At 34.7% G+C, this 20,559-nt stretch carries 20 protein-coding genes; 8 read left to right on the plus strand and 12 right to left on the minus strand.

What is annotated here, in order from left to right; translation table 11 throughout:
• The first annotated feature begins 19 nt into the window (after positions 1 to 19).
• The 4 genes from VOI25_RS03850 to VOI25_RS03865 all read left to right on the plus strand — a co-directional run bounded on the left by VOI25_RS03850 (position 20) and on the right by VOI25_RS03865 (position 4,261).
• Entirely contained in the window at positions 20 to 697 is a 678-nt protein-coding gene (locus VOI25_RS03850) for a PrsW family intramembrane metalloprotease (protein WP_323787651.1), read from the plus strand.
• An 84-nt stretch (positions 698 to 781) separates the two neighbouring features.
• Positions 782 to 1,258, plus strand: coding sequence for an acetyl-CoA carboxylase biotin carboxyl carrier protein subunit (locus VOI25_RS03855; protein WP_323787652.1), 477 nt, complete (start codon positions 782 to 784; stop codon positions 1,256 to 1,258).
• A 14-nt stretch (positions 1,259 to 1,272) separates the two neighbouring features.
• Entirely contained in the window at positions 1,273 to 2,712 is a 1,440-nt protein-coding gene (gene accC, locus VOI25_RS03860) for an acetyl-CoA carboxylase biotin carboxylase subunit (protein WP_323787653.1), read from the plus strand.
• A gap of 7 nt (positions 2,713 to 2,719) precedes the next feature.
• On the plus strand, positions 2,720 to 4,261 hold the full coding sequence (locus VOI25_RS03865) for an acyl-CoA carboxylase subunit beta (protein ID WP_323787654.1): 1,542 nt from the start codon (positions 2,720 to 2,722) through the stop codon (positions 4,259 to 4,261).
• Here VOI25_RS03865 and VOI25_RS03870 read toward each other — a convergent pair whose 3' ends face one another.
• Genes VOI25_RS03870 through VOI25_RS03880 form a run of 3 tightly spaced genes read right to left on the minus strand, consistent with a single transcriptional unit; the run spans position 4,262 to position 7,108 of the window.
• Positions 4,262 to 4,795: a GNAT family protein gene (locus VOI25_RS03870; protein ID WP_323787655.1), complete on the minus strand. Its 534-nt coding sequence runs from the start codon at positions 4,793 to 4,795 to the stop codon at positions 4,262 to 4,264. It abuts the gene before it with no gap.
• 56 nt (positions 4,796 to 4,851) lie between these two features.
• A complete protein-coding gene (locus VOI25_RS03875; RefSeq protein WP_323787656.1) occupies positions 4,852 to 5,298 on the minus strand; it encodes a DinB family protein in 447 nt (148 codons plus the stop codon).
• Positions 5,299 to 5,338: 40 nt separating this feature from the next.
• A complete protein-coding gene (locus tag VOI25_RS03880) occupies positions 5,339 to 7,108 on the minus strand; it encodes an ABC transporter ATP-binding protein (RefSeq protein ID WP_323787657.1) in 1,770 nt (589 codons plus the stop codon).
• A 120-nt stretch (positions 7,109 to 7,228) separates the two neighbouring features.
• On the opposite strand from VOI25_RS03880, the gene VOI25_RS03885 reads away from it, so the two are divergent.
• Positions 7,229 to 8,419 carry a multidrug effflux MFS transporter gene (locus tag VOI25_RS03885; protein WP_323787658.1) on the plus strand — a complete coding sequence of 397 codons (1,191 nt, stop codon included), beginning with the start codon at positions 7,229 to 7,231 and terminating at the stop codon, positions 8,417 to 8,419.
• A gap of 20 nt (positions 8,420 to 8,439) precedes the next feature.
• Here VOI25_RS03885 and VOI25_RS03890 read toward each other — a convergent pair whose 3' ends face one another.
• The 9 genes from VOI25_RS03890 to dnaK all read right to left on the minus strand — a co-directional run bounded on the left by VOI25_RS03890 (position 8,440) and on the right by dnaK (position 17,430).
• A complete protein-coding gene (locus VOI25_RS03890) occupies positions 8,440 to 8,730 on the minus strand; it encodes a DUF2188 domain-containing protein (protein WP_323787659.1) in 291 nt (96 codons plus the stop codon).
• A gap of 3 nt (positions 8,731 to 8,733) precedes the next feature.
• Positions 8,734 to 8,880 (minus strand): hypothetical protein, encoded by a 147-nt coding sequence (locus tag VOI25_RS03895; protein ID WP_173424380.1) that lies wholly within the window; start codon positions 8,878 to 8,880, stop codon positions 8,734 to 8,736.
• A 43-nt stretch (positions 8,881 to 8,923) separates the two neighbouring features.
• Entirely contained in the window at positions 8,924 to 9,823 is a 900-nt protein-coding gene (locus VOI25_RS03900) for a DUF2167 domain-containing protein (RefSeq protein ID WP_323787660.1), read from the minus strand.
• Positions 9,824 to 9,882: 59 nt separating this feature from the next.
• Positions 9,883 to 10,683 (minus strand): hypothetical protein, encoded by an 801-nt coding sequence (locus tag VOI25_RS03905; RefSeq protein WP_323787661.1) that lies wholly within the window; start codon positions 10,681 to 10,683, stop codon positions 9,883 to 9,885.
• Between the two features lie 88 nt (positions 10,684 to 10,771).
• Positions 10,772 to 12,001 carry a class I SAM-dependent rRNA methyltransferase gene (locus VOI25_RS03910; protein WP_323787662.1) on the minus strand — a complete coding sequence of 410 codons (1,230 nt, stop codon included), beginning with the start codon at positions 11,999 to 12,001 and terminating at the stop codon, positions 10,772 to 10,774.
• 7 nt (positions 12,002 to 12,008) lie between these two features.
• A complete protein-coding gene (locus VOI25_RS03915; RefSeq protein WP_323787664.1) occupies positions 12,009 to 14,204 on the minus strand; it encodes a DNA/RNA helicase domain-containing protein in 2,196 nt (731 codons plus the stop codon).
• Positions 14,201 to 14,530, minus strand: a complete 330-nt coding sequence (locus VOI25_RS03920; protein WP_323787665.1) for a nucleotide pyrophosphohydrolase — start codon at positions 14,528 to 14,530, stop codon at positions 14,201 to 14,203. The genes VOI25_RS03915 and VOI25_RS03920 overlap by 4 nt, the downstream gene beginning before the upstream one ends.
• A gap of 146 nt (positions 14,531 to 14,676) precedes the next feature.
• Positions 14,677 to 15,213: a hypothetical protein gene (locus VOI25_RS03925; protein ID WP_323787666.1), complete on the minus strand. Its 537-nt coding sequence runs from the start codon at positions 15,211 to 15,213 to the stop codon at positions 14,677 to 14,679.
• A 312-nt stretch (positions 15,214 to 15,525) separates the two neighbouring features.
• A complete protein-coding gene (dnaK, locus tag VOI25_RS03930) occupies positions 15,526 to 17,430 on the minus strand; it encodes a molecular chaperone DnaK (protein ID WP_323787667.1) in 1,905 nt (634 codons plus the stop codon).
• 192 nt (positions 17,431 to 17,622) lie between these two features.
• Here dnaK and VOI25_RS03935 point away from each other — a divergent pair, with 192 nt between their 5' ends.
• From VOI25_RS03935 to panB, 3 genes are all read left to right on the plus strand, one after another.
• Positions 17,623 to 18,120 (plus strand): hypothetical protein, encoded by a 498-nt coding sequence (locus VOI25_RS03935; RefSeq protein WP_323787668.1) that lies wholly within the window; start codon positions 17,623 to 17,625, stop codon positions 18,118 to 18,120.
• A gap of 76 nt (positions 18,121 to 18,196) precedes the next feature.
• Positions 18,197 to 19,621 carry an L-serine ammonia-lyase gene (locus tag VOI25_RS03940; protein ID WP_323787669.1) on the plus strand — a complete coding sequence of 475 codons (1,425 nt, stop codon included), beginning with the start codon at positions 18,197 to 18,199 and terminating at the stop codon, positions 19,619 to 19,621.
• 76 nt (positions 19,622 to 19,697) lie between these two features.
• A complete protein-coding gene (gene panB / locus VOI25_RS03945) occupies positions 19,698 to 20,516 on the plus strand; it encodes a 3-methyl-2-oxobutanoate hydroxymethyltransferase (RefSeq protein WP_323787670.1) in 819 nt (272 codons plus the stop codon).
• Positions 20,517 to 20,559: the final 43 nt, after the last annotated feature.

A 20,559-nucleotide genomic window follows, 5' to 3' on the forward strand; every position in this document is an offset into this window, starting at 1 on the left:
TTTTCATTAATTTTCGTGTATGAATAACGTATTATTAGCAGTTGCTCCCATTCTTATTATAATTGTCTATATCTATTGTAAAGATAAATATGAAAAAGAACCTAAAGGATTGTTGCTCTTAAGTTTTGTGTTTGGAGCTATTGTAAGTATCATAATCACAACCATTCTGTACCTTGGATTTGATATAATTTTACCCTTAAAAGACGACTCAAGTGTTCTACAACAATTTATCAAAGCGTTTTTTGTTGTTGCTCTAATAGAAGAGTTTAGCAAGTATGTCATTGTACGTTATTTTGCACAACCTAGATTTGCATTTAACGAACCTTTTGATGGGATTGTTTATGCTGTAATGGTCTCAATGGGTTTTGCAGCTACAGAAAATGTGTTCTACGTTCTTGAAGGTGGCGCTCAAGTTGCTGTTTTAAGAGCTTTTACTGCAGTACCTGCTCATGCAACTTTCGGTATATTAATGGGCTATTTTATGGGGAAAGCTAAGTTTTCTAATAGTCGAATTAAATTAAACCTGTATGGACTAGCATTAGCTGTTTTGTTTCATGGCACATATGATTTCTTTTTGTTTATCGATTTTATACCAGGTATTTGGATTGGTGCTTTTATTTCCCTAATCATAGGTATTGTATTATCAAGAAAAGCAATTAAAAAGCATCAGGAAAATTCTCAATTCAAATCTTTATAAAGAATAGCCATGGAAACTGATATTTTTCATATTTTTAAAAGTTGTTTTTTTTAAACTTTGCAACACCTTATAAACTTCAATTTTATGTATAAAATAAAAGTCAATAAATCATATAGTTTTGACATTTCACAAGAAGATTTAGACACACTAGATGCTATTGAAACCAACACAGATCAATTTCATGTGTTACAGAATAACATTTCGACTAAAGCTTCAGTTTTAAACTCAAATTTCAATAAAAAGCAGTATACGATAAAGGTCAATAACAATATTTATGAAGTTGACATCAATGATGATTTAGATCAATTAATCGAAGCATTAGGCTTTGAAGTTGGTGTAACCAAACAAGTTAATGAAGTTAAGGCTCCAATGCCTGGACTTATACTTGAAATCAGCGTAAGTGAAGGTCAGGAGGTAAAAGAAGATGATGCTCTTTTAATTTTGGAAGCCATGAAAATGGAAAATGTAATTACATCTCCAAGAGAAGGCATTATCAAATCTGTTAAAGTGAAACAAGGCGAAACTGTTGATAAGAATTCTCTTTTAATCGAATTCGAATAAATCAAACTCTATTTATGAAAAAAATATTAGTTGCCAATCGTGGAGAAATTGCTATTCGGGTCATGCGAACTGCAAAAAAAATGGGTATAAAAACTGTTGCAGTTTTTTCTGAAGCAGATAGAAATGCACCTCACGTAAAATATGCAGACGAAGCCGTTTGTATTGGTCCTGCACCTTCAAATCAATCGTATTTGAAAGGGGAAACAATTATAGACGTGGCAAAATCTTTAGATGTAGATGGTATTCATCCTGGTTACGGATTTCTTAGTGAAAATGCAGATTTTGCAAAGTTGTGTGAAGCCAATAATGTTATTTTTATTGGTCCGCGTTCTAAAGCCATTAAAATGATGGGAGACAAATTGGCCGCAAAAGATGCGGTTAAAGATTATAACATTCCGATGGTTCCAGGCGTAGATCATGCCATTACAGATCCAAAAGAAGCCATTCAAATTGCTAAAGATATTGGGTTTCCAATTTTAATTAAAGCGGCTGCAGGTGGTGGTGGAAAAGGAATGCGTGTTGTTGAAAAAGAAAAAGATGTCGAAGAACAAATGAAACGTGCTATTAGTGAAGCGACTTCTGCTTTTGGAGATGGTTCAGTATTTGTTGAAAAATATGTAAGTTCTCCTCGTCATATCGAAATTCAAGTCATGGCAGATAGTCATGGAAATATCCTTCACTTTTTTGAACGCGAATGCTCTGTGCAACGTCGTCATCAAAAAGTAGTCGAAGAAGCACCTTCAGTAATTTTAACACCAGAACTGCGAGAAAAAATGGGACAAGCAGCAATTAATGTGGCACGTTCTTGTGATTATTTAGGTGCTGGTACTGTTGAGTTTTTAATGGATGCTGATCTTAATTTCTATTTCTTAGAAATGAATACACGTTTACAAGTGGAGCATCCTGTTTCTGAATGGATTTCAGGTGTCGATCTTGTTGAGCTTCAAATAAAAGTGGCTCGTGGTGAAGCCTTAGATATCAAACAAGAGGATTTAAAAATCAATGGTCATGCCTTAGAACTTCGCGTTTATGCTGAAGATCCTATGAACGATTTCTTACCTAGTGTCGGTAATCTAGAGGTCTATCAATTGCCAGTTGGCGAAAATATTCGTGTCGATAATGGTTTTGAAGAAGGCATGGACATTCCTATTTATTACGATCCAATGCTTTCCAAATTAATTACCTACGGTAAAACGCGTTCTGAAGCTATACAACTAATGATAAAAGCAATTGACAATTATCATATCAAAGGTGTGCAAACGACCTTACCTTTCGGACGTTTTGTATGTGAGCATGAAGCCTTTAAAAGTGGAAATTTTGATACGCACTTTGTAAAAAACTACTACTCACCTAGCCTTTTGGAAGAACAACACCATAAGGAAGCGGAAATCGCTGGAAAAATTGCTTTAAAACGCTATTTAGAGGATCAAAAACTATTACGCTTACCAAACTAAGACGACTATGAATTCAAAAATAAAGACGCTTAATGACAAAATCGAGCTTTCCAAATTAGGAGGCGGACAAGCTCGAATAGATAAACAACATAAAAAGAAAAAACTAACTGCTAGAGAACGGGTCTTATACCTTTTGGACGAAGGTTCTTTTGAAGAAATTGGTGCTTTAGTCACTCATAGAACAAAAGACTTCGGTATGGAAAAGCAAAAGTTTTATGGTGATGGTGTTGTTACAGGTTATGGCACAGTTAACGGACGGTTAATATATGTTTTCGCTCAGGATTTCACCGTTTTTGGTGGTTCTTTATCTGAAACACATGCCGAAAAGATTTGTAAAATAATGGATATGGCTGTAAATGTTGGAGCTCCAATTATTGGTCTTAATGATTCAGGAGGTGCTCGAATCCAAGAAGGTGTTCGCTCATTAGGTGGTTATGCTGATATATTTTACCGAAATGTTCAAGCTTCTGGAGTAATTCCACAAATTTCAGCCATTATGGGTCCATGTGCTGGTGGAGCTGTATATTCTCCTGCCATGACAGATTTTACCATTATGGTTCAAGACACAAGTTATATGTTTGTTACTGGTCCGAATGTTGTAAAAACAGTGACCAACGAAGAAGTTACTAGTGAAGAATTAGGTGGAGCTAGTGTGCATTCTACCAAGTCTGGTGTTGCCCATAAAACTTCAGCAAATGATATAGAGTGTTTAGAAGATGTCAAAAAATTGCTGAGTTATTTACCACAAAGTAATAAAGAAACACCTAAAGATTTAGACTTTAATTTTCAAGATGAAGTAAGAGAAAGTTTATCTGATATCGTTCCTGAAAACGCAAATAAGCCCTACGATATGCATCATGTCATTGAAGGCATTATTGACGAAGATTCCTTTTACGAAATTCATAAAGACCATGCCGAAAATATCATTGTTGGCTTTGCGCGTTTAGGCGGGAAATCAATTGGTATTGTTGCTAATCAACCTATGTTTTTGGCAGGTGTATTAGACGTAAATAGTTCTAAAAAAGCGGCACGTTTTGTTCGTTTTTGCGACTGTTTTAATATTCCGTTGCTAGTCCTTGAAGATGTTCCAGGATTTTTACCAGGAACTGATCAAGAATGGAATGGTATTATTGTTCATGGTGCAAAACTACTTTATGCTTTTAGTGAAGCTACAGTCCCAAGAGTTACTGTAATTACTAGAAAGGCCTATGGTGGTGCTTATGATGTAATGAATTCAAAGCATATAGGGGCAGATATGAACTTTGCTTGGCCAAATGCTGAAATTGCGGTTATGGGAGCAAAAGGTGCTGCCGAAATCATTTTTAAACGTGAAATAGTTGCTGCTGAAGACCCAGAGGCTAAATGGAAAGAAAAAGAAGCCGAATATGCCGAACTATTTGCAAATCCGTACAGTGCGTCTGAACGCGGTTTTATTGATGAAGTTATTCTTCCAAAGAATACAAGAAGAAAGCTTATTAAAGCCTTTTCAATGCTAGAAAACAAAGCCGTTAACAAACCTAGTAGAAAGCATGGGAATATTCCGTTGTAATTAGTCGAATACGCGACCGTAATAATTCAAATCGACAATTTCCCCTTTTGTTGTTCTGTAATCTTTACGAATTGTACCTTCCAATTCAAATCCATTTTTGAGAATGACTGCAATACTGCCTTTATTTCTGCTACCAGCTCTACATAACAACTTGACAAATTTGTAATGTTCAACAATATGATCAATGACCAGTTTAGTTGCTTGAGTAACAATGCCTTTTCCTTCGTAATTACCATCAATAAAGGAGCCTAATTCGGCCTTTGGCACATTCATATCTATGTTTTTTACGTCTACCAAACCTACAAAAGCATTTGTGTTGAGATCAGTAATCATATAAGGCAAATAACTTACATCTTTGATGCGTTGTTCAATTTCTACACAGTATTCTTCTGTCGCCTTTAAGGTTAGCGTTTTAGAGACTGTTCCCGCAAAAAAATCTTCTAAACGTGGTCGATTACCGTCCATTAAATTGAAAAATGCTTCGCTTTCATTGGCCTGTAAAAGCTCAATGCTATAGTGGTCAAAAGTCATCATATTTAGTAATATTTAATCTGATTTTTATCAAACTGCCAATCTAACCTTCTAAATATCTAACTATCTAGCAATCGTCTGTGATAGTTAATTTGTCCGAGATGATACGCCAAATGCATGGTTAAATACATAAGAAAAAAACCAGTAGTCATTGGTTTTTCCATGACACGATGTTTGTATTCTTCTTGCAACTGTGCTTCAGATAATTGTTCTAAAACTGAAGTCACTACAACCATGGTATCCTCCACTTGCTTTACAAGTATTTCTCTAGGCACATCTTTTAAAGAAAATTCTTGTTCACGCTGTCTCACATATCCAGAATTTCCGAGTGCTGCGCCAATAAAGTGATTTAAGTTCCCAATAAGATGCAGACATAAATTACCTGCACAATTTGAAATGCCATCTGGAACTAACCAAAGATTGGATTCGTCTTTATATAATTGAATTTCTTTAATAAGCGCATTTAAATCTTTAGTATACAATGCTATGAGTGATGCTGTGTTCATCCTTTTAGTTTTAACGTTCTATAAAATTATTCAAATTAAATTAAATCTTAGCTTGATAGGTATACAAATCAAAGTATCGACCTTTAGATGCAATTAGTTCATCGTGCGTTCCTCGCTCGGCGATTCTTCCGTTTTCGATGACTAAGATTTGGTCTGCTTTGCGAATCGTACTCAAACGATGCGCAATTACAATCGTCGTTCTGTTTTTAGTCAGTTGGCTCAAACTCTTTTGAATGAGAGCTTCACTTTCGGTATCTAAATTAGAGGTTGCTTCATCTAAAATGATAATTTTCGGGTCTGCTAAAATAGCTCTGGCAATCGCTATACGTTGTCGTTGTCCGCCAGATAACTTTACACCTCGTTCGCCTATCATGGTTTCTAATCCGTCGTCAAAACGATCTGTAAATTCATTCACATAAGCCGCCTTGACAGCTGCTTGAACTTGTGCTTCGGAAGCCTTAGGTCTTGGAAACATGATATTCTCACGAATGGTCCCTTCAAACAAAAACTCATCTTGTAACACGACGCCTAAATGCTGTCTGAAACTTTTCAATTTCACCTTCGATAGATCTTCGCCATCAATGGTGATTTGTCCAGATTTCGGATTCAAAAATGTAGCCGACAATCCCGCAATGGTCGATTTCCCTGAACCTGAACTTCCCACAAGTGCAATTACAGAACCAGATTCGGCTTTAAAATTAATATCATGCAACACAGGTTTTCCTTCTTCATAAGCAAAAGAGACATCGTTGAATTCTAATTCGCCTTTAAACGTCTGAAGCTCTATGCTCCTATTGGTATCCTCTTCTTCCGCAGCCATATTCATTAATTCTTCGGTACGATCTAAACCTGCTAATGCTTCGGTTAACTGACTTCCGATATTACTCATTTGAACAATTGGTGCAATCATAAAACCTAAAACCAATGTAAAAAACAGAAAATCACCTGTAGTCATTTCACTTTGAATCATATAATACCCACCAATTCCCATAATTCCTGTGGTGGCAACTCCTATTAAAAAGGTAGATGAACTCGTCATTAAGGCAGTAGCTGTTAAACTTTTCTTGACATTCTGGTAGAGTCTATCAACCCCTTTTTCGAAGATTTTGTTCTCCTGTTCTTCCGCATTAAAAGCTTTTATCACCCGAACTCCAGCTAAAGTTTCGGTGAGACGTCCTGTGACCTCAGCATTAATTTTTCCTCTGGTTCTAAAAATAGGACGAATATATTTGAAAGCTTTCAGGGCAATAATTCCGAAGATTGATAAGGGCACAAATACGAATAATGTCATCCATGCATTCAGTTTGATTAAGATGATTAGGGAGACGATGGCTGTGAAACTTCCGCCTACCAATTGTACTAATCCTGTACCAATTAAGTTTCGGACGCCTTCTACATCGCTCATAATTCGTGACACCAAAGCACCCGATTTGGTGTTGTCAAAAAAGCTAATGGGTAAGGATAAGACTTTCTTTTGCACCTGAGCTCGCAACTCACTGATTAAATATTGCGCTTGTACGCTTAAAATTTTAGTGAGTAAAAAGGAGGTTACTGCCTGAACCGTTATGGCTGTAATAACGATGGCGATGAGTGTCCACAAAGCAGATGTATTTCCGCTTGGCACGACATCATCTAGTAATACTTTACTTTGCCAAGGCAATACGAGGCCTGACAAACTTCTAATCACAATGAGTATTAAGCCTATAAACACAAGCTTTCGTCGTGGCCAAATAATGGTAATAAAGGCTTGTTTTAACGTGACTTTTGGTTTGGATTTAGTCGTTTTATCTATGGTTTTTAAATGCTGCATGTCTAAAATTTGAACTACAAAGATACACTTGAAATTGATTCGCTGATTTTTGAAAAGTCAATGTTTTGTTAATTCATTTTTTGAGGTTATTTGCTCTTGGTTTTCTTGTATTTTTGCGGCATGCAAAATAAGCCTACGTTTAAAATCGAATTTATTGCACTCATGGCATCCTTGATGTCTATTGTTGCCTTATCGATTGATGCCTTATTACCAGCATTACCAGAGATTGGCAAAGCGCTAAACGTGACCAACCCAAATGATAATCAGTTATTGATTACCATGATTTTTTTAGGTTTAGGATTTGGGCAATTAATTTTCGGCCCCTTATCAGATAGTTTCGGACGAAAACCCATGGTTTACTTTGGATTTGCTGTATTTGTAATTGCGAGTATTATTTGCGTAACCACAAACAGTTTTGAAGTCATGATCGTTGGTCGTATTCTTCAAGGTATTGGTTTATCCTCACCTCGAACCATCGCTATTGCCATGACGCGTGATACCTATAGTGGTGATTTTATGGCCAAGGTTTTATCGATTATTGTTATGTTCTTTATTTTGGTTCCTATTGTTGCACCAACACTTGGACAATGGTTATTGGATATTTTTAATTGGCAAGCCATTTTTAATGCCAACCTTGTCATTGGCTTACTCATCGTTTTATGGTTTTGGAAACGACAGCCCGAAACACTTAAAGATGACAACAGAATTAAATTCTCTCCTGCTATTTTTATCACAGGCACCAAAGAGTTTTTAAGATATAAAGAAGCTGTTGCTTTCACCTTTGTCTCTGGATTTATTACAGGATCGTTTATGGTGTATTTAAGTACATCTCAACAGATTTTTCAAGAGCAATACCAATTGGCTGAATTATTCCCTTATATTTTCGCAAGTACAGCGTTTTCCGTTGGATTAGCTACGTTTATGAACAGTCGACTCGTGATACGATTTGGTTCTTTTAATATTGCCTATTATGGAACCATAGCCTATGTTGTGATTTCATTATTATATGTTGTATTATTTCATTCTGGTGACAATCCGAGTATTGCAGTATTGGTCAGTTTCTTTTTAATTCAGTTTTTTGCCATTGGTTTTCTCTTCGGAAATTTACGTTCGCTGGCTATGGAACCTTTAGGTCATATTGCTGGTATTGGTTCTGCTATTAATGGGTTTGTATCTACGGTTATGGCGGTTCCAATCGCAAATTTTATTGGGAGTTTTGTAAAGACGTCTGTGTTACCACTTTTTATTGGATTTTCTATTTTTGGTGTGTTGTCGCTTGGTGTGTTTTTGTGGTTGAAGCGTAGGCGTTAATTGATTAAAGTACCAATATGCTATTCTTCACCATAACTAATGCGATCCCGAATCCCACCACTCTCGCGATGAATAATCACATCTGCTTTATAACGTTTGGCTAAGGTCTTGGCTTTACGGATGGCTGTACTTTGTTTTCGGTGTTTGGAGGTGATGCGTTTGTTGCCTTCTCGTCTTACTGCCCAATTATCCTCGTATGGCACGACGTGTTGGTGCCAAGTTCTTTTTTTAGTATTGGAGTAACCCAGACTTTTAAGAATCGCTTCAATGAGTTGTTGAATGGCATCAACCAAATTACTTTTACTGGACATATATTACTCCTCTTTGGCTTTTTTTATAATCGCTTTAAGGCGCTCTTTTCGAGTCGCAGCTTCTGACTTGAGCTTGTTCTTTTTTTGAGCCATGAGTTTTGAGTGCTTGGCTTTAGCTCTTGTGTTTTTTTCTGATCCTTTTTTCGACATGTTTAACCGTGTTTATAAGCCTTGTGTCTGTTGACCTACAGATTTAGGCATCGTCACTTTTTCCTCCTCCGAAAATCTTTTTTCTAAATCCACCAAAAATCGCTACTGCTCCAATTGCAATGAACTTCCAAAACTTTAAAATGAGTGCGAAAAAACCAGCTTTAGCTAATATTTTTCCTGCGATTAAACCACCTATTCCGTAGGCAGCAACCTCATCGATATCAGGATTAAAATCGGCATAACGATTGCCATCATTAAACTCTACACTTGCAAGGATATTATCACGATCTTCATTAAATGCATCAAGTATGTAGATGTCTCCAATGGCTGTTAGGTTTAAATACCCTTTTCGTCCTAACACACGAATGTCATAGTTTAAGGTATTCGCTTCGTAACCCTCAAATTTTAATTCTTTTGCCCAATGCAGTTTTTTGTTTTCAGAATCGTAAAAAGGTGGTGAAGCCCAACCAATTAATTCCATAGCTTCATAACCTTGTGCTTCACGTTCTGGATTTTGAGCCAGAATATCTTCCTGCATGTCTTCTAATAAATCTGAATAATCTAAATCTTTTGCATCGTCATCTTCTATATAACCATCTTCAGAATAAGTAATTTCAACGCAATAGGTGAACTCATCATGAAATGGCGTCATATCTTCTGGAAATAATAGCCCTATCGGATTATCACCTGGCGGATTTCCCCATAGCTCAGTTAAAACATACTCACTTTGTTCGCCATCTAAAAACTTAAATCCATCAGGCACATGAAGGGTTGCCAGACCATTTTTTAAATCAATTTCTCCATATTGATAGGTAAATGAATTATTGATGCTATCTAAAACTACCCTCAATTCTTCTTCGGATAGTTCTGATGGCTCATCATCGGTTTGAGAATAACTTGAAAAGCCGATTAGGCAAATTAATAAAAGATAAAAATGTTTCATGTGATTGCTAGTTTGTGGTTAATGAATGGTGTTATGACTAGCAATATAATACTATTTTTTTAGCTACCAGCTTGAACATTTTTGGGTTCAGAACTAGATAACTTAAATAAATTGTACCCAAGTCCGAAGCCAATCCATAAATTTCCGTGGCTGTGCCAATCATAATTTTTTTGATTATTAATGTGATCAACACCTACATAAAATCCGACTTGCATTTTATTATATTCTAACATAACTCCAGAGAAAAATGTTAGAATTGACACATCTTGTGCTTCAGAATCAGAGATTCCGTTTGCATTTCCAGTATTTAAATTGACACTGCCAACACCTGCTCCTAATTGGCTATAAAAAGAGATGCCATTCCATTTTTTCAATCGAACATTTAATGTAGAATTCAAATTGAATTTGGTATCAAAAGCAAATTCTTCTTGAGGTCTGGCTTTAAAGGGTAAGGTTAATATGCCAATAGAAATTTTATCATCTGGTACTACTTTTTCAGCAAATGCTATGAAATCTTTTAGCTTAATAAAATAAGATTTACCAAAATAATAATCCTCCGTAATTTCTATTCCTACTCCTTCTAAGGCGTCACGTCTTTTTTTAGGAGTTGACTTAAATTCTACAGCTCTTAATTCGACTGTCGAATCATTAATGGCTACTACAAAAAATTTAATATTTGGCTCTAGAAATTTTTTCAATTTAGAGTTTCGGAAGTCTGAAGAACTCAACAATATAGTCTCATTTTCTATTACAGGCACACTCGCAATAAAAGTGACAATATCTCTTACTTTATAGTCTTGTGCAAAAGTGTTGCATACTGTAAAACAGACCAGAAGACTGGTTACGATTCTGATTTTCATAATATAGTTGGTTTGGTTTACTGCAAATTACACATTAATGTGGAATCTACAATTACCCAGTATTGGGTAAATTTATATTGAAAATAAATTAGTCTAAAAATCGATAATAGGCACATTTTAAATAAGCGCCTTCAGGAAAACCAACTGGATGATCAATATCGTGTTGCGTTTTCTGTTCTATTGAAAATGGACGTTGATGCTTTTGTAAGGTTTGCGCATTGATGTCGTAAAAAGCGGTTGCTGTTACTCTTGAGGAACAAGACGCTAAGACCAACATACCACCTTTTGCAGTAAGCTTCACTCCTAGTTCTGCGAGTTGAGCGTACTTTTTCTTTGCTAAAGCGACTTCTGTTTGTTGCTTGGCAAAACTTGGAGGATCGATGACTACAACATCAAATTGTATGTGTTCTGACACCAAATCTTCTAAGATTTTAAACGCATCTCCTGCCAAGGTATTATGAATGCCTGAATATGGATTTAGTTTCCCATTCTGAACTGCGATGTCTAAAGCTTGGGCGCTAATATCTAAACTCGTGACTTCTGTTGCGCCATTGGCTAAGGCATGAACTGAAAATCCGCCAGCATAAGAAAACACGTCTAAAACGGTTTTGTTTTTACTTAGGAGTCCGACTTGTCGTCGATTCTCTCTATGATCTAAAAAGTAGCCTGTTTTATGACCTTTAATGACGTTTGCCGAAAAGTTGACACTATGCTCTACAAATTGAACAACTTCATTGTCTAAGGTCCCAAAAACCACGTCTCCATCTTTGAGTTGATGTGACTTAGAATTCTGTAAACCACGACTTAATCGCATCACAAGCGTTTTACATTTTGAAACTTGCAATAAACTCTCCAAAATGGTTTCTATAAAAGGTAACCATATTTCTGAATACAGCTTAACTACCAATACGTTTGCATAGACATCTGCAATAAGTGAAGGAAAGCCATCATTTTCGCCAAATAGTAAACGGTAGCTATTGGTTTTGGTCTTTAAAAGTGGTAATCGCTTTTGATAGGCTTCCTGAATCTTAGTCTTAAAAAAGGCATCATCAATATTAACTGAAGCCGTATCACTATAAATCATTTTGATACGAATTGGCGAATTAGCATCGTACAAACCAATCCCAATCATTTTATTGGCACGTTTCCCAAAAATAATTGCTAAATCTCCAGTTTGTGCATTGTCATTTATCTTTACAATACTATCTGAAAACACCCATGGATGTCCATCTTGCACATAGTTCTCGCCTTTAGCGGTTAGTTTTACAGCTAGGCGTTTAGATTGCAGATTGGATTTTATTTGATTTGAAAATGACATAGAATGTTTAATATAATACCAATTCAAATGTTCCAATAACTTTAAAATCATCCAATCCTTCTTCGGAAAGAACTATTGATTCAAAAGACTTATCGAAAGATTGAGGATTTAAAATTATTGATTGATGCGACCAAGAATCTTTGGCAAAAGATTTAGTGCTTGAATATTCTTTAACGGTATAGCCTGAACCAAAATCATTATCTTGAATTTCAGTAGATTGAACTAGTACAATTTTACCGTTTCTTGATCCTCCACGATATTTCTTAAAAAGGCAAATGGAACCATTATGAATTATCTTATTCATTGACTCACCAGCAACCTTAAAAGCAAAATAATCATCTGAGTATTTCACATATTCCGGTAATTCAATCCATTTATTTAAATCAACTGATTGTAAATCACTAAATTCTCCAGCTGCTGCTTCGAGATTATATAAAGGAATACTATTTATAAATTGATTGTCTTTAATTTGTAAAGTGGGAGTTTTATTTTCCTTAATTTTTCCCTTTTGAAAAGACTTAATATGTGAATTTAAATAAGCTCTCAATTTATCATCACAAGCATAAATATAAGTGCCTTTAATTCCTCTTAGCATTATAGTCTTATAAATATTTATTATAAAATCTTTGAGATCATTAGGATTATTAATTGACTGTTTACCATTAATATCATAATAATTATCTTGATTTATTATAATTTCATTTCTTTCTTTTGAATATGAGATTTCATTACCAAAAATAATACCAGCATAATTTAAATCGTAACCTTGTGTTGTATGAATACAACCGACTTCATCAATTGCGTTAACTGAATTAACCCAATCTATATTCGTTGAATTCCATCTTAATTTTGTATTTTCTATTTCTATATCTAATAAACTATCATCTTTATTTGAAATCCATTTCCATGAATAACCTGCAATCAAACGACTCAAACCTACTTCATTATTCCTTTGCTTAATTTCACTAATAAACAACTCAATATTTTCAAATAAATAAAATTCATAACTCTTATTCTCGTATGAATCTTGAGATTTCTCAATATTACAGTTAAGTAAATCATCAATATACTTCACATAAGAATTTCCTCCTTTAACTCTAAACTGAGATTGTAAATATTCTATTTTCGAATTATTGCTAGATTTTAGTATATCAAAATCCTCTTTCAAAACATCTGAAGGTTTTATTGATTGGTTTTCATCATAAAAAAAAACACATTTCAAACTTTGCATGGTCATCCAAGCTAGTTCATTTCCTTCAAATTTATCTAATTGAAGTTTCTTGTTTATTTTATCAAAAGCTCCAAAATAAGCACCTAAATTTACTCTTCTTCTTAAACGATGTGATTCATCAACTACAATAATATCATATTTTGATTTAGCAACTTCAGCAGGACCAATCACCATACTTGCTTTTAAACCTTTTATGTTTTTAAATACTCTTTTTAAGGTATTTCTTAAGGAAGACATTGGCACGACCAATGCCATTTTTGGTTCAGGAAATTTCAATTTTAATTTATCAAGCTCAAATTTCAACTCCATTTCGTCATCACCAAAATCTCTATAGTTAAAATCGGAATTATCCGAGTTTAATAATTTAAATAAGAAAATAGCTAATATTGTTTTTCCTGTTCCTGCACCACCTTCAATTATAGTATTAGAAATAGAATCATCTAAAAGATTTCTAATAATTAAGTAGAGTCCATTCTTTTGTTCTTGGGTTAAACTTTTATATGGTGAAAACTTGAATAAATCAGAATTATCAATATACTGAAGTGAATGTTTTACTAATCCTTCCGACCTTAAGCCATCCCAAATGTTTTTAAAAACATTCCAATAGATATCTTTTTTTTGATAATAATTATGATTAGCTATACCAAGATTCCCATTTAATAATCTGTATTGACCATCTCCAGAAATATATTTTATTAATAATGACTCAATGTCTAAAGTTGCAGATTTATTAAACCTTAGGCTACTTATTAATCTAAATGTCGTTAGCTTGTTTTTTTTATTATTCTTTAAATGAGTTTTTAACCTGTTAGCTGCATCTGTTGTTTCTCCTATATAAGCTTCTTTTATATTATCATCACTTAGTAAGTATACAATAGGCCAGAAATTATTAGCATAATGGTTTTCTAAAGATTCTATGTTAGTGATATCAAAATTATGCCTTTCAATCTGGAAAGCTTCATTATCCATCATAATTGGTCATATTTTTTTGAAGTGCCCTTCGATTTTTCAACCGTATACTTTTCAGCATTATGCTTTATTTTGCTTTTTACAATTGAAGAAATATCTAAATTATGTTTTTCAGCCAATAGGAATGCAAACGAAAAAATGTCTGCTAGTTCTTCTTTTAACTTTTCAACATCAACATCTTCATTAGATTTCCACAAAAACAATTCATTTAATTCAGAAGCCTCAATTGAAATTGCTAGTGCTAAGTCTTTGGAATTATGAAATTGCTGCCAATCTCTTTCATCCCTGAATTTTATTAATAAATCTGTTAATTCTTTAAATTCACTCATAATAGTTTTCAAAAAAATAAATCTTTGCTATGAAGATTTTAAAGATAGACACTTTATAATTCAAGCAAAAGAAAAACGCTAAGAATATCTCAACAAAAAAACGCAACTAGAAATAGTTGCGTTTAGTAAACTTATATGCTTTGAAATTACATTCTTGAATAGATTGTAACTAAATCAATGGTTGTTGTATTTAAAGTTCCTTGATTATTAATAACTTCTACAGTTTGATATCCTAATCTTAATGTTGTAGCTGTTAATTCTAATATCGTCATCACACCTTCATCTCCATTAGCCATTGTCGTTATTTCATTACCATCTCTTGTCCAAGTACCATCACCAATAAATTCAAGATTTGGCACATCAAATACTTGTGTTTGACCTAATGTTGTAGATGTTAATTCAACACTGTATGAACCTTCAGATACATATTCATTAGGATTTTCAGTAAACTCTAATGTAAAGTCAACATCATAAGATTCACCAACAAAATCAGTTACGATTGTTTGTCCTGCTACTTCAACAACTGTGTCACCTGTATATAATACATCAACAGCATTCCAAAGTCCTAATAATTCACCATTAACATCTCCATCTCCTGGATCATTATTAGTGTTGTTATCATCACTTGAACATGCAGTAAATACTAAAGCTAATGCAATAAATAAAACGTGTAATTTTTTCATAATTTAATTGAGTTTTTGTAAGCGGCAAATTTAAAAATTAATTTCACAATTCATTTGTAAATCATCGTATTTTATTGATTAGTTGTGAATAAACAAAAAAACGCAACCCTTTCAGATTGCGTTTTTTCAAATGTTAAGTAATTATTTGAGATTCCTCAGCTTCCCTCGGAATGACATTTTTATGAGATGCTGAAATAACACTTCGACTGCGCTCAGTGTGACAGTTCAGCATAACGATATTCTGTTGAGATCCCGAATCAAGTTCGGAATAAGTGATTCGCACACTTTTCTATTTAAAAAGTGGCTCTCTACTTACTTTACTTCTTCAAAATCTACGTCTTCAACATCACTTCCTTCTGCTTCGCCATTTTGACTTGCATCTGGTCCTGGTGCTTCTGCTCCACCTTGAGCATCGGCTTGTGCTTTGTACATTTCTTCAGAAGCCACTTTCCAAGCTTCATTTATTTTTTCTAAAGCTGGCTCAATAACTGCCACATCTTTAGTTTCATAAGCTTTCTTCAATTCTTCAAGTGCTTCTTCAATTGGTTTTTTCTTATCATCAGATAATTTGTCACCAAATTCTTTAAGCTGACTTTCGGTTTGGAAAATCATAGCATCGGCAGCATTTAATTTATCAGCCGTTTCTTTTGCTTTAGCATCTGCTTCGGCATTCGCTTCTGCTTCTTGCTTCATTTTAGCAATTTCTTCTTCTGTTAAACCTGAAGACGCTTCAATTCTGATATCTTGAGTTTTGTTTGTCGCTTTATCTGTTGCAGATACTTTGATGATACCATTGGCATCAATATCAAAAGTAACTTCAATTTGAGGAGTTCCTCGTCTTGCTGGTGGAATGCCATCTAAATGGAAACGACCAATTGTTTTGTTATCTGCTGCCATTGGACGCTCTCCTTGTAATACATGGATTTCTACCGATGGCTGATTATCTGCTGCTGTTGAGAATACTTGTGATTTCTTAGTTGGAATCGTAGTATTCGCTTCAATCAACTTCGTCATGACATTACCCATAGTTTCAATACCAAGAGATAATGGTGTAACATCTAATAAAAGAACGTCTTTTACATCTCCTGTTAATACGCCACCTTGGATTCCTGCTCCTAGAGATACAACCTCATCTGGATTTACACCTTTACTTGGTGTTTTCCCGAAGAACTTCTCTACAGCTTCTTGTACTGCTGGAATACGAGTAGATCCACCTACTAATATCACTTCGTCAATATCAGACTTTGATAAACCTGCTGCTTTTAAAGCTGAAGCACATGGCTCAATAGTACGTTTTACTAAATCGTCAATTAATTGTTCAAATTTAGAACGTGTTAATGTACGCACTAAGTGTTTTGGTCCTGAAGCTGTAGCAGTCACGTAAGGTAAGTTGATTTCAGTTTGGGCAGATGATGATAATTCAATCTTCGCTTTTTCTGAAGCTTCCTTCAAACGTTGTAATGCCATTGGATCTTTACGTAAATCAATGCTTTCATCAGCATTAAATTCATCGGCTAACCAATTGATGATTTTTTCATCAACATCATCACCACCTAAATGTGTGTCTCCATCTGTAGATAACACTTCAAATACACCATCACCTAATTCTAGGATAGATACATCATGTGTTCCTCCACCAAAATCGAAAACAACGATTTTTTGATCAATGCCTTTTTTGTCCATACCATAAGCTAGAGCTGCTGCAGTTGGTTCGTTGATAATTCTACGAACTTTTAGACCTGCAATCTCACCTGCTTCTTTAGTAGCTTGACGTTGCGAATCATTAAAGTAAGCTGGTACAGTAATTACTGCTTCAGTTACATCTTGACCTAAATAGTCTTCAGCAGTTTTCTTCATTTTCTGAAGAATCATTGCTGATAATTCTTGAGGTGTATATAAACGACCATCAATGTCTACTCTTGGTGTATCATTGTCACCTTTAACCACTTTATATGGTACACGTTCTGCTTCTTTTTTAGATTCAGAATATTTGTTACCCATAAAACGTTTAATAGAATAAACGGTTTTTGTTGGGTTTGTTACTGCTTGTCTTTTTGCTGGATCACCAACTTTAATTTCTCCACCTTCTACAAAGGCGATAACCGAAGGTGTTGTTCTTTTACCTTCAGCGTTTGGGATGACAACTGGTTCGTTACCTTCCATTACAGAAACGCAAGAGTTTGTTGTTCCTAAATCGATTCCAATAATCTTACTCATAATATTATATTTGTTTTATTAATTTCCACTTCTCATGGAAATGTTGTGTTCATTTTAATTACGATTTGATTATGACAATCTTTATGCCATTACAATAAATATGACATGATGTCAGAATACTTTCTGAAAATTGTCTTGTTGTATCGCCATTTTGGTACATGATTTGCTACTAAAAAAGAAAATCTTATACTTATGAAACATATCTCTTACTTCGTTTTAGCTTTCGCTACTTTTTTTATGATGTCTTGTACAGGTGATTCTGGTCCTCAAGGTCCTCAAGGTCCTTCTGGCGGATTGTTAGTTTCTTCTGCTTTTGAAATTGAAATTGATTTTAATGCAGACGATGACTATTCTTTTATTGAAGCCTACGGATTTGATGTCTATCCTTCTGACGTCACTTTAGTTTACATTTTATGGGATTCGGTAAATGGACAAGATATTTGGCGTTTGTTACCTCAAACTGTAGAATTTGATGATGGCACTTTAGTTTATAACTACGATTTTACACAAGCTGATGTACGTTTCTTTTTAGACGGCTCAACAGATTTAGATGCTTTAGAATCTGAGTGGACTCAAAATCAAGTTTTTAGAGTTGTTGTTGTTCCTGCAGATAATATAGATGGATTAGATATGTCTGATCTCAACATAGTAATGCAAGCCACTAATATTGAAAGCTTTAATATAAGGTAATACAAAAAATTCTGCGTGTTTGTCAAACCTCTTTAACAAAACGTATATTTGCTCTGCAACTAAAACAACTTAGTTAATGGAGTGTATTTCTGTTTTTGACATGCTTAAGATTGGAGTTGGTCCTTCAAGTTCCCACACTTTGGGTCCTTGGAGAGCTGCAGAACGTTGGATCAAAGAATTAAAAGACACTAACAAATTTGACAATGTTGAAAAAATAACTGTCGATCTATATGGTTCTCTGTCTCTAACTGGGAAAGGACATGCAACAGATTTTGCTCTGTTATTAGGTTTAAGTGGTGCAGATCCTGAATATGTACCTGTAGAGTCTATTGATGCGATTATTGCAGCCATAAAGACTACAAATACCTTATTATTTAATAATGAGAAATCTATAGATTTTGATATTAAAACCGACATCATTTTCAATAGAAAATTTCTACCCTTTCATTCAAATGCCTTAACATTTTCAGCCCATATAAACGGTAGACGTCAACGTTCGACCTACTACTCCATTGGTGGTGGTTTTGTTGTTCAAGAAGAACGCAAAATTTCTAAGGCCAATAAAATAATTTTCTATTGCACCTTTCCTTACCCAGTATCAACAGGCACTGAATTGCTAAAGTTTTGCAATGATTTAAAATTACCTATTTCTGGTGTTGTTTTAGAAAACGAGAAATCTATTCGTGACGAATCCCTAATTAATTCTGAATTACAACGCATTTGGGATACCATGTTAGAATGCATGTACGTTGGCTGTCACACAGAAGGCAATCTTCCAGGAGGCTTAAACGTAAGACGTCGTGCTTATGATATGCATCAAAATTTAAAAGGCGATACACCATATTCAACGCCTATTGAATGGTTAAACTCAATAAGAAATACTGAAGTTAAATTTCGTCAAATTTTGAAATGGGTGAGTTGTTTTGCGCTTTCTGTAAATGAAGTTAATGCGTCATTAGGACGTGTGGTTACTGCTCCAACAAACGGAAGTGCTGGAGTTATTCCTGCAGTTTTGATGTATTATTTGGTTATTGAAAATCATGATGGGAATTTTGAAGACATCAAACGTTTTTTATTAGTCGCTAGTGAAATTGGAAGCATCTTTAAAAAAGGAGCCACAATTAGTGCTGCAATGGGTGGATGCCAAGCAGAAATTGGCGTGTCTTCAGCAATGGCAGCTGGAGCCTTATGTGAATTATCTGGCGGAACTCCAGAGCAAGTTTTAGTAGCTGCTGAGATCGCTATGGAGCATCATTTAGGAATGACCTGTGATCCTATTGGTGGCTTGGTTCAAATTCCATGTATAGAACGCAATGCTATGGGAGCCATAAAAGCAATAAATGCTTGTGAGTTAGCATTAGATACAGATCCGAATAATGTAAAAGTACCTTTAGACAAAGTCGTACAAACCATGTGGGAAACAGCAAAGGACATGAACACCAAATACAAGGAAACTTCAGAAGGTGGTTTAGCCGTTGGTGTGCATTTAAGCGACTGTTAGACTTTCAATTTAAAACACAAATCAAACCTTTATCATTTAATATTTTTATTTTTACAATTATAAATCCATTGCACATATGTCAACAGCAAAAAAAGAATACAAACGAATTACCGTAAAAACCTTAGTAGACATGAAGTCTAAAGGTGAAAAAATATCAATGCTTACCGCTTACGATTATACAATGGCTAAAATTGTAGACGAAGCAGGAATTGATGTTATTTTGGTTGGTGATTCGGCAAGTAATGTTATGGCTGGTCACGAAACGACGCTCCCCATAACCCTTGATCAAATGATTTATCACGCATCTTCTGTTGTAAGAGCTATTGATAGAGCTTTAGTTGTGGTTGATTTACCTTTCGGAAGCTACCAAAGTGACCCAAAGGAGGCTCTACGTTCTGCCATAAGAATTATGAAAGAATCAGGCGGTCATGCTGTTAAAATGGAAGGTGGTAAGGAAGTTAAAGAATCAATTAAACGTATCCTGAATGCTGGAATTCCTGTAATGGGACATTTAGGATTAACACCTCAATCTATATATAAATTTGGTACGTATACAGTACGTGCTAAAGAAGAGCAAGAAGCAGAACAATTAAAAGAAGATGCTTTAATGCTTGAAAAAGCAGGTTGTTTCGGAATTGTCTTAGAAAAAATTCCAGCCAAGTTAGCTCAAGAAGTTGCCGAAAGTGTGTCTATACCAGTTATAGGCATTGGTGCAGGTGGTGCTGTTGACGGACAAGTATTAGTTTTACATGATATGCTTGGAATGACACATGAGTTCAATCCGCGTTTTTTACGTCGTTATATGAATTTATATGAAGAAATGACTAACGCAATCGGTCAATATGTTGATGATGTTAAGTCATCAGATTTCCCTAATGATAAGGAACAATATTAGTCTAGACTTTTTAGATTGTTAGATTATTTAGACTTCTTTGACT

It is taken from the genome of Psychroserpens sp. (assembly GCF_034670085.1).
In the GTDB taxonomy this organism is placed as follows: Bacteria; Bacteroidota; Bacteroidia; order Flavobacteriales; family Flavobacteriaceae; genus Psychroserpens.

Coding starts and splice junctions, on each gene's coding strand:
- VOI25_RS03855 (WP_323787652.1), top strand. CDS start 782: ATGTATAAAATAAAAGTCAATAAATCATATAGTTTTGACATTTCACAA.
- VOI25_RS03885 (WP_323787658.1), top strand. CDS start 7,229: ATGCAAAATAAGCCTACGTTTAAAATCGAATTTATTGCACTCATGGCA.
- dnaK (WP_323787667.1), bottom strand. CDS start 17,430: ATGAGTAAGATTATTGGAATCGATTTAGGAACAACAAACTCTTGCGTT.
- VOI25_RS03920 (WP_323787665.1), bottom strand. CDS start 14,530: ATGAGTGAATTTAAAGAATTAACAGATTTATTAATAAAATTCAGGGAT.
- VOI25_RS03895 (WP_173424380.1), bottom strand. CDS start 8,880: ATGTCGAAAAAAGGATCAGAAAAAAACACAAGAGCTAAAGCCAAGCAC.
- accC (WP_323787653.1), top strand. CDS start 1,273: ATGAAAAAAATATTAGTTGCCAATCGTGGAGAAATTGCTATTCGGGTC.
- VOI25_RS03880 (WP_323787657.1), bottom strand. CDS start 7,108: ATGCAGCATTTAAAAACCATAGATAAAACGACTAAATCCAAACCAAAA.
- VOI25_RS03870 (WP_323787655.1), bottom strand. CDS start 4,795: ATGATGACTTTTGACCACTATAGCATTGAGCTTTTACAGGCCAATGAA.
- VOI25_RS03925 (WP_323787666.1), bottom strand. CDS start 15,213: ATGAAAAAATTACACGTTTTATTTATTGCATTAGCTTTAGTATTTACT.
- VOI25_RS03900 (WP_323787660.1), bottom strand. CDS start 9,823: ATGAAACATTTTTATCTTTTATTAATTTGCCTAATCGGCTTTTCAAGT.
- VOI25_RS03865 (WP_323787654.1), top strand. CDS start 2,720: ATGAATTCAAAAATAAAGACGCTTAATGACAAAATCGAGCTTTCCAAA.
- VOI25_RS03915 (WP_323787664.1), bottom strand. CDS start 14,204: ATGATGGATAATGAAGCTTTCCAGATTGAAAGGCATAATTTTGATATC.
- VOI25_RS03940 (WP_323787669.1), top strand. CDS start 18,197: ATGGAGTGTATTTCTGTTTTTGACATGCTTAAGATTGGAGTTGGTCCT.
- VOI25_RS03905 (WP_323787661.1), bottom strand. CDS start 10,683: ATGAAAATCAGAATCGTAACCAGTCTTCTGGTCTGTTTTACAGTATGC.
- panB (WP_323787670.1), top strand. CDS start 19,698: ATGTCAACAGCAAAAAAAGAATACAAACGAATTACCGTAAAAACCTTA.
- VOI25_RS03910 (WP_323787662.1), bottom strand. CDS start 12,001: ATGTCATTTTCAAATCAAATAAAATCCAATCTGCAATCTAAACGCCTA.
- VOI25_RS03850 (WP_323787651.1), top strand. CDS start 20: ATGAATAACGTATTATTAGCAGTTGCTCCCATTCTTATTATAATTGTC.
- VOI25_RS03935 (WP_323787668.1), top strand. CDS start 17,623: ATGAAACATATCTCTTACTTCGTTTTAGCTTTCGCTACTTTTTTTATG.
- VOI25_RS03875 (WP_323787656.1), bottom strand. CDS start 5,298: ATGAACACAGCATCACTCATAGCATTGTATACTAAAGATTTAAATGCG.
- VOI25_RS03890 (WP_323787659.1), bottom strand. CDS start 8,730: ATGTCCAGTAAAAGTAATTTGGTTGATGCCATTCAACAACTCATTGAA.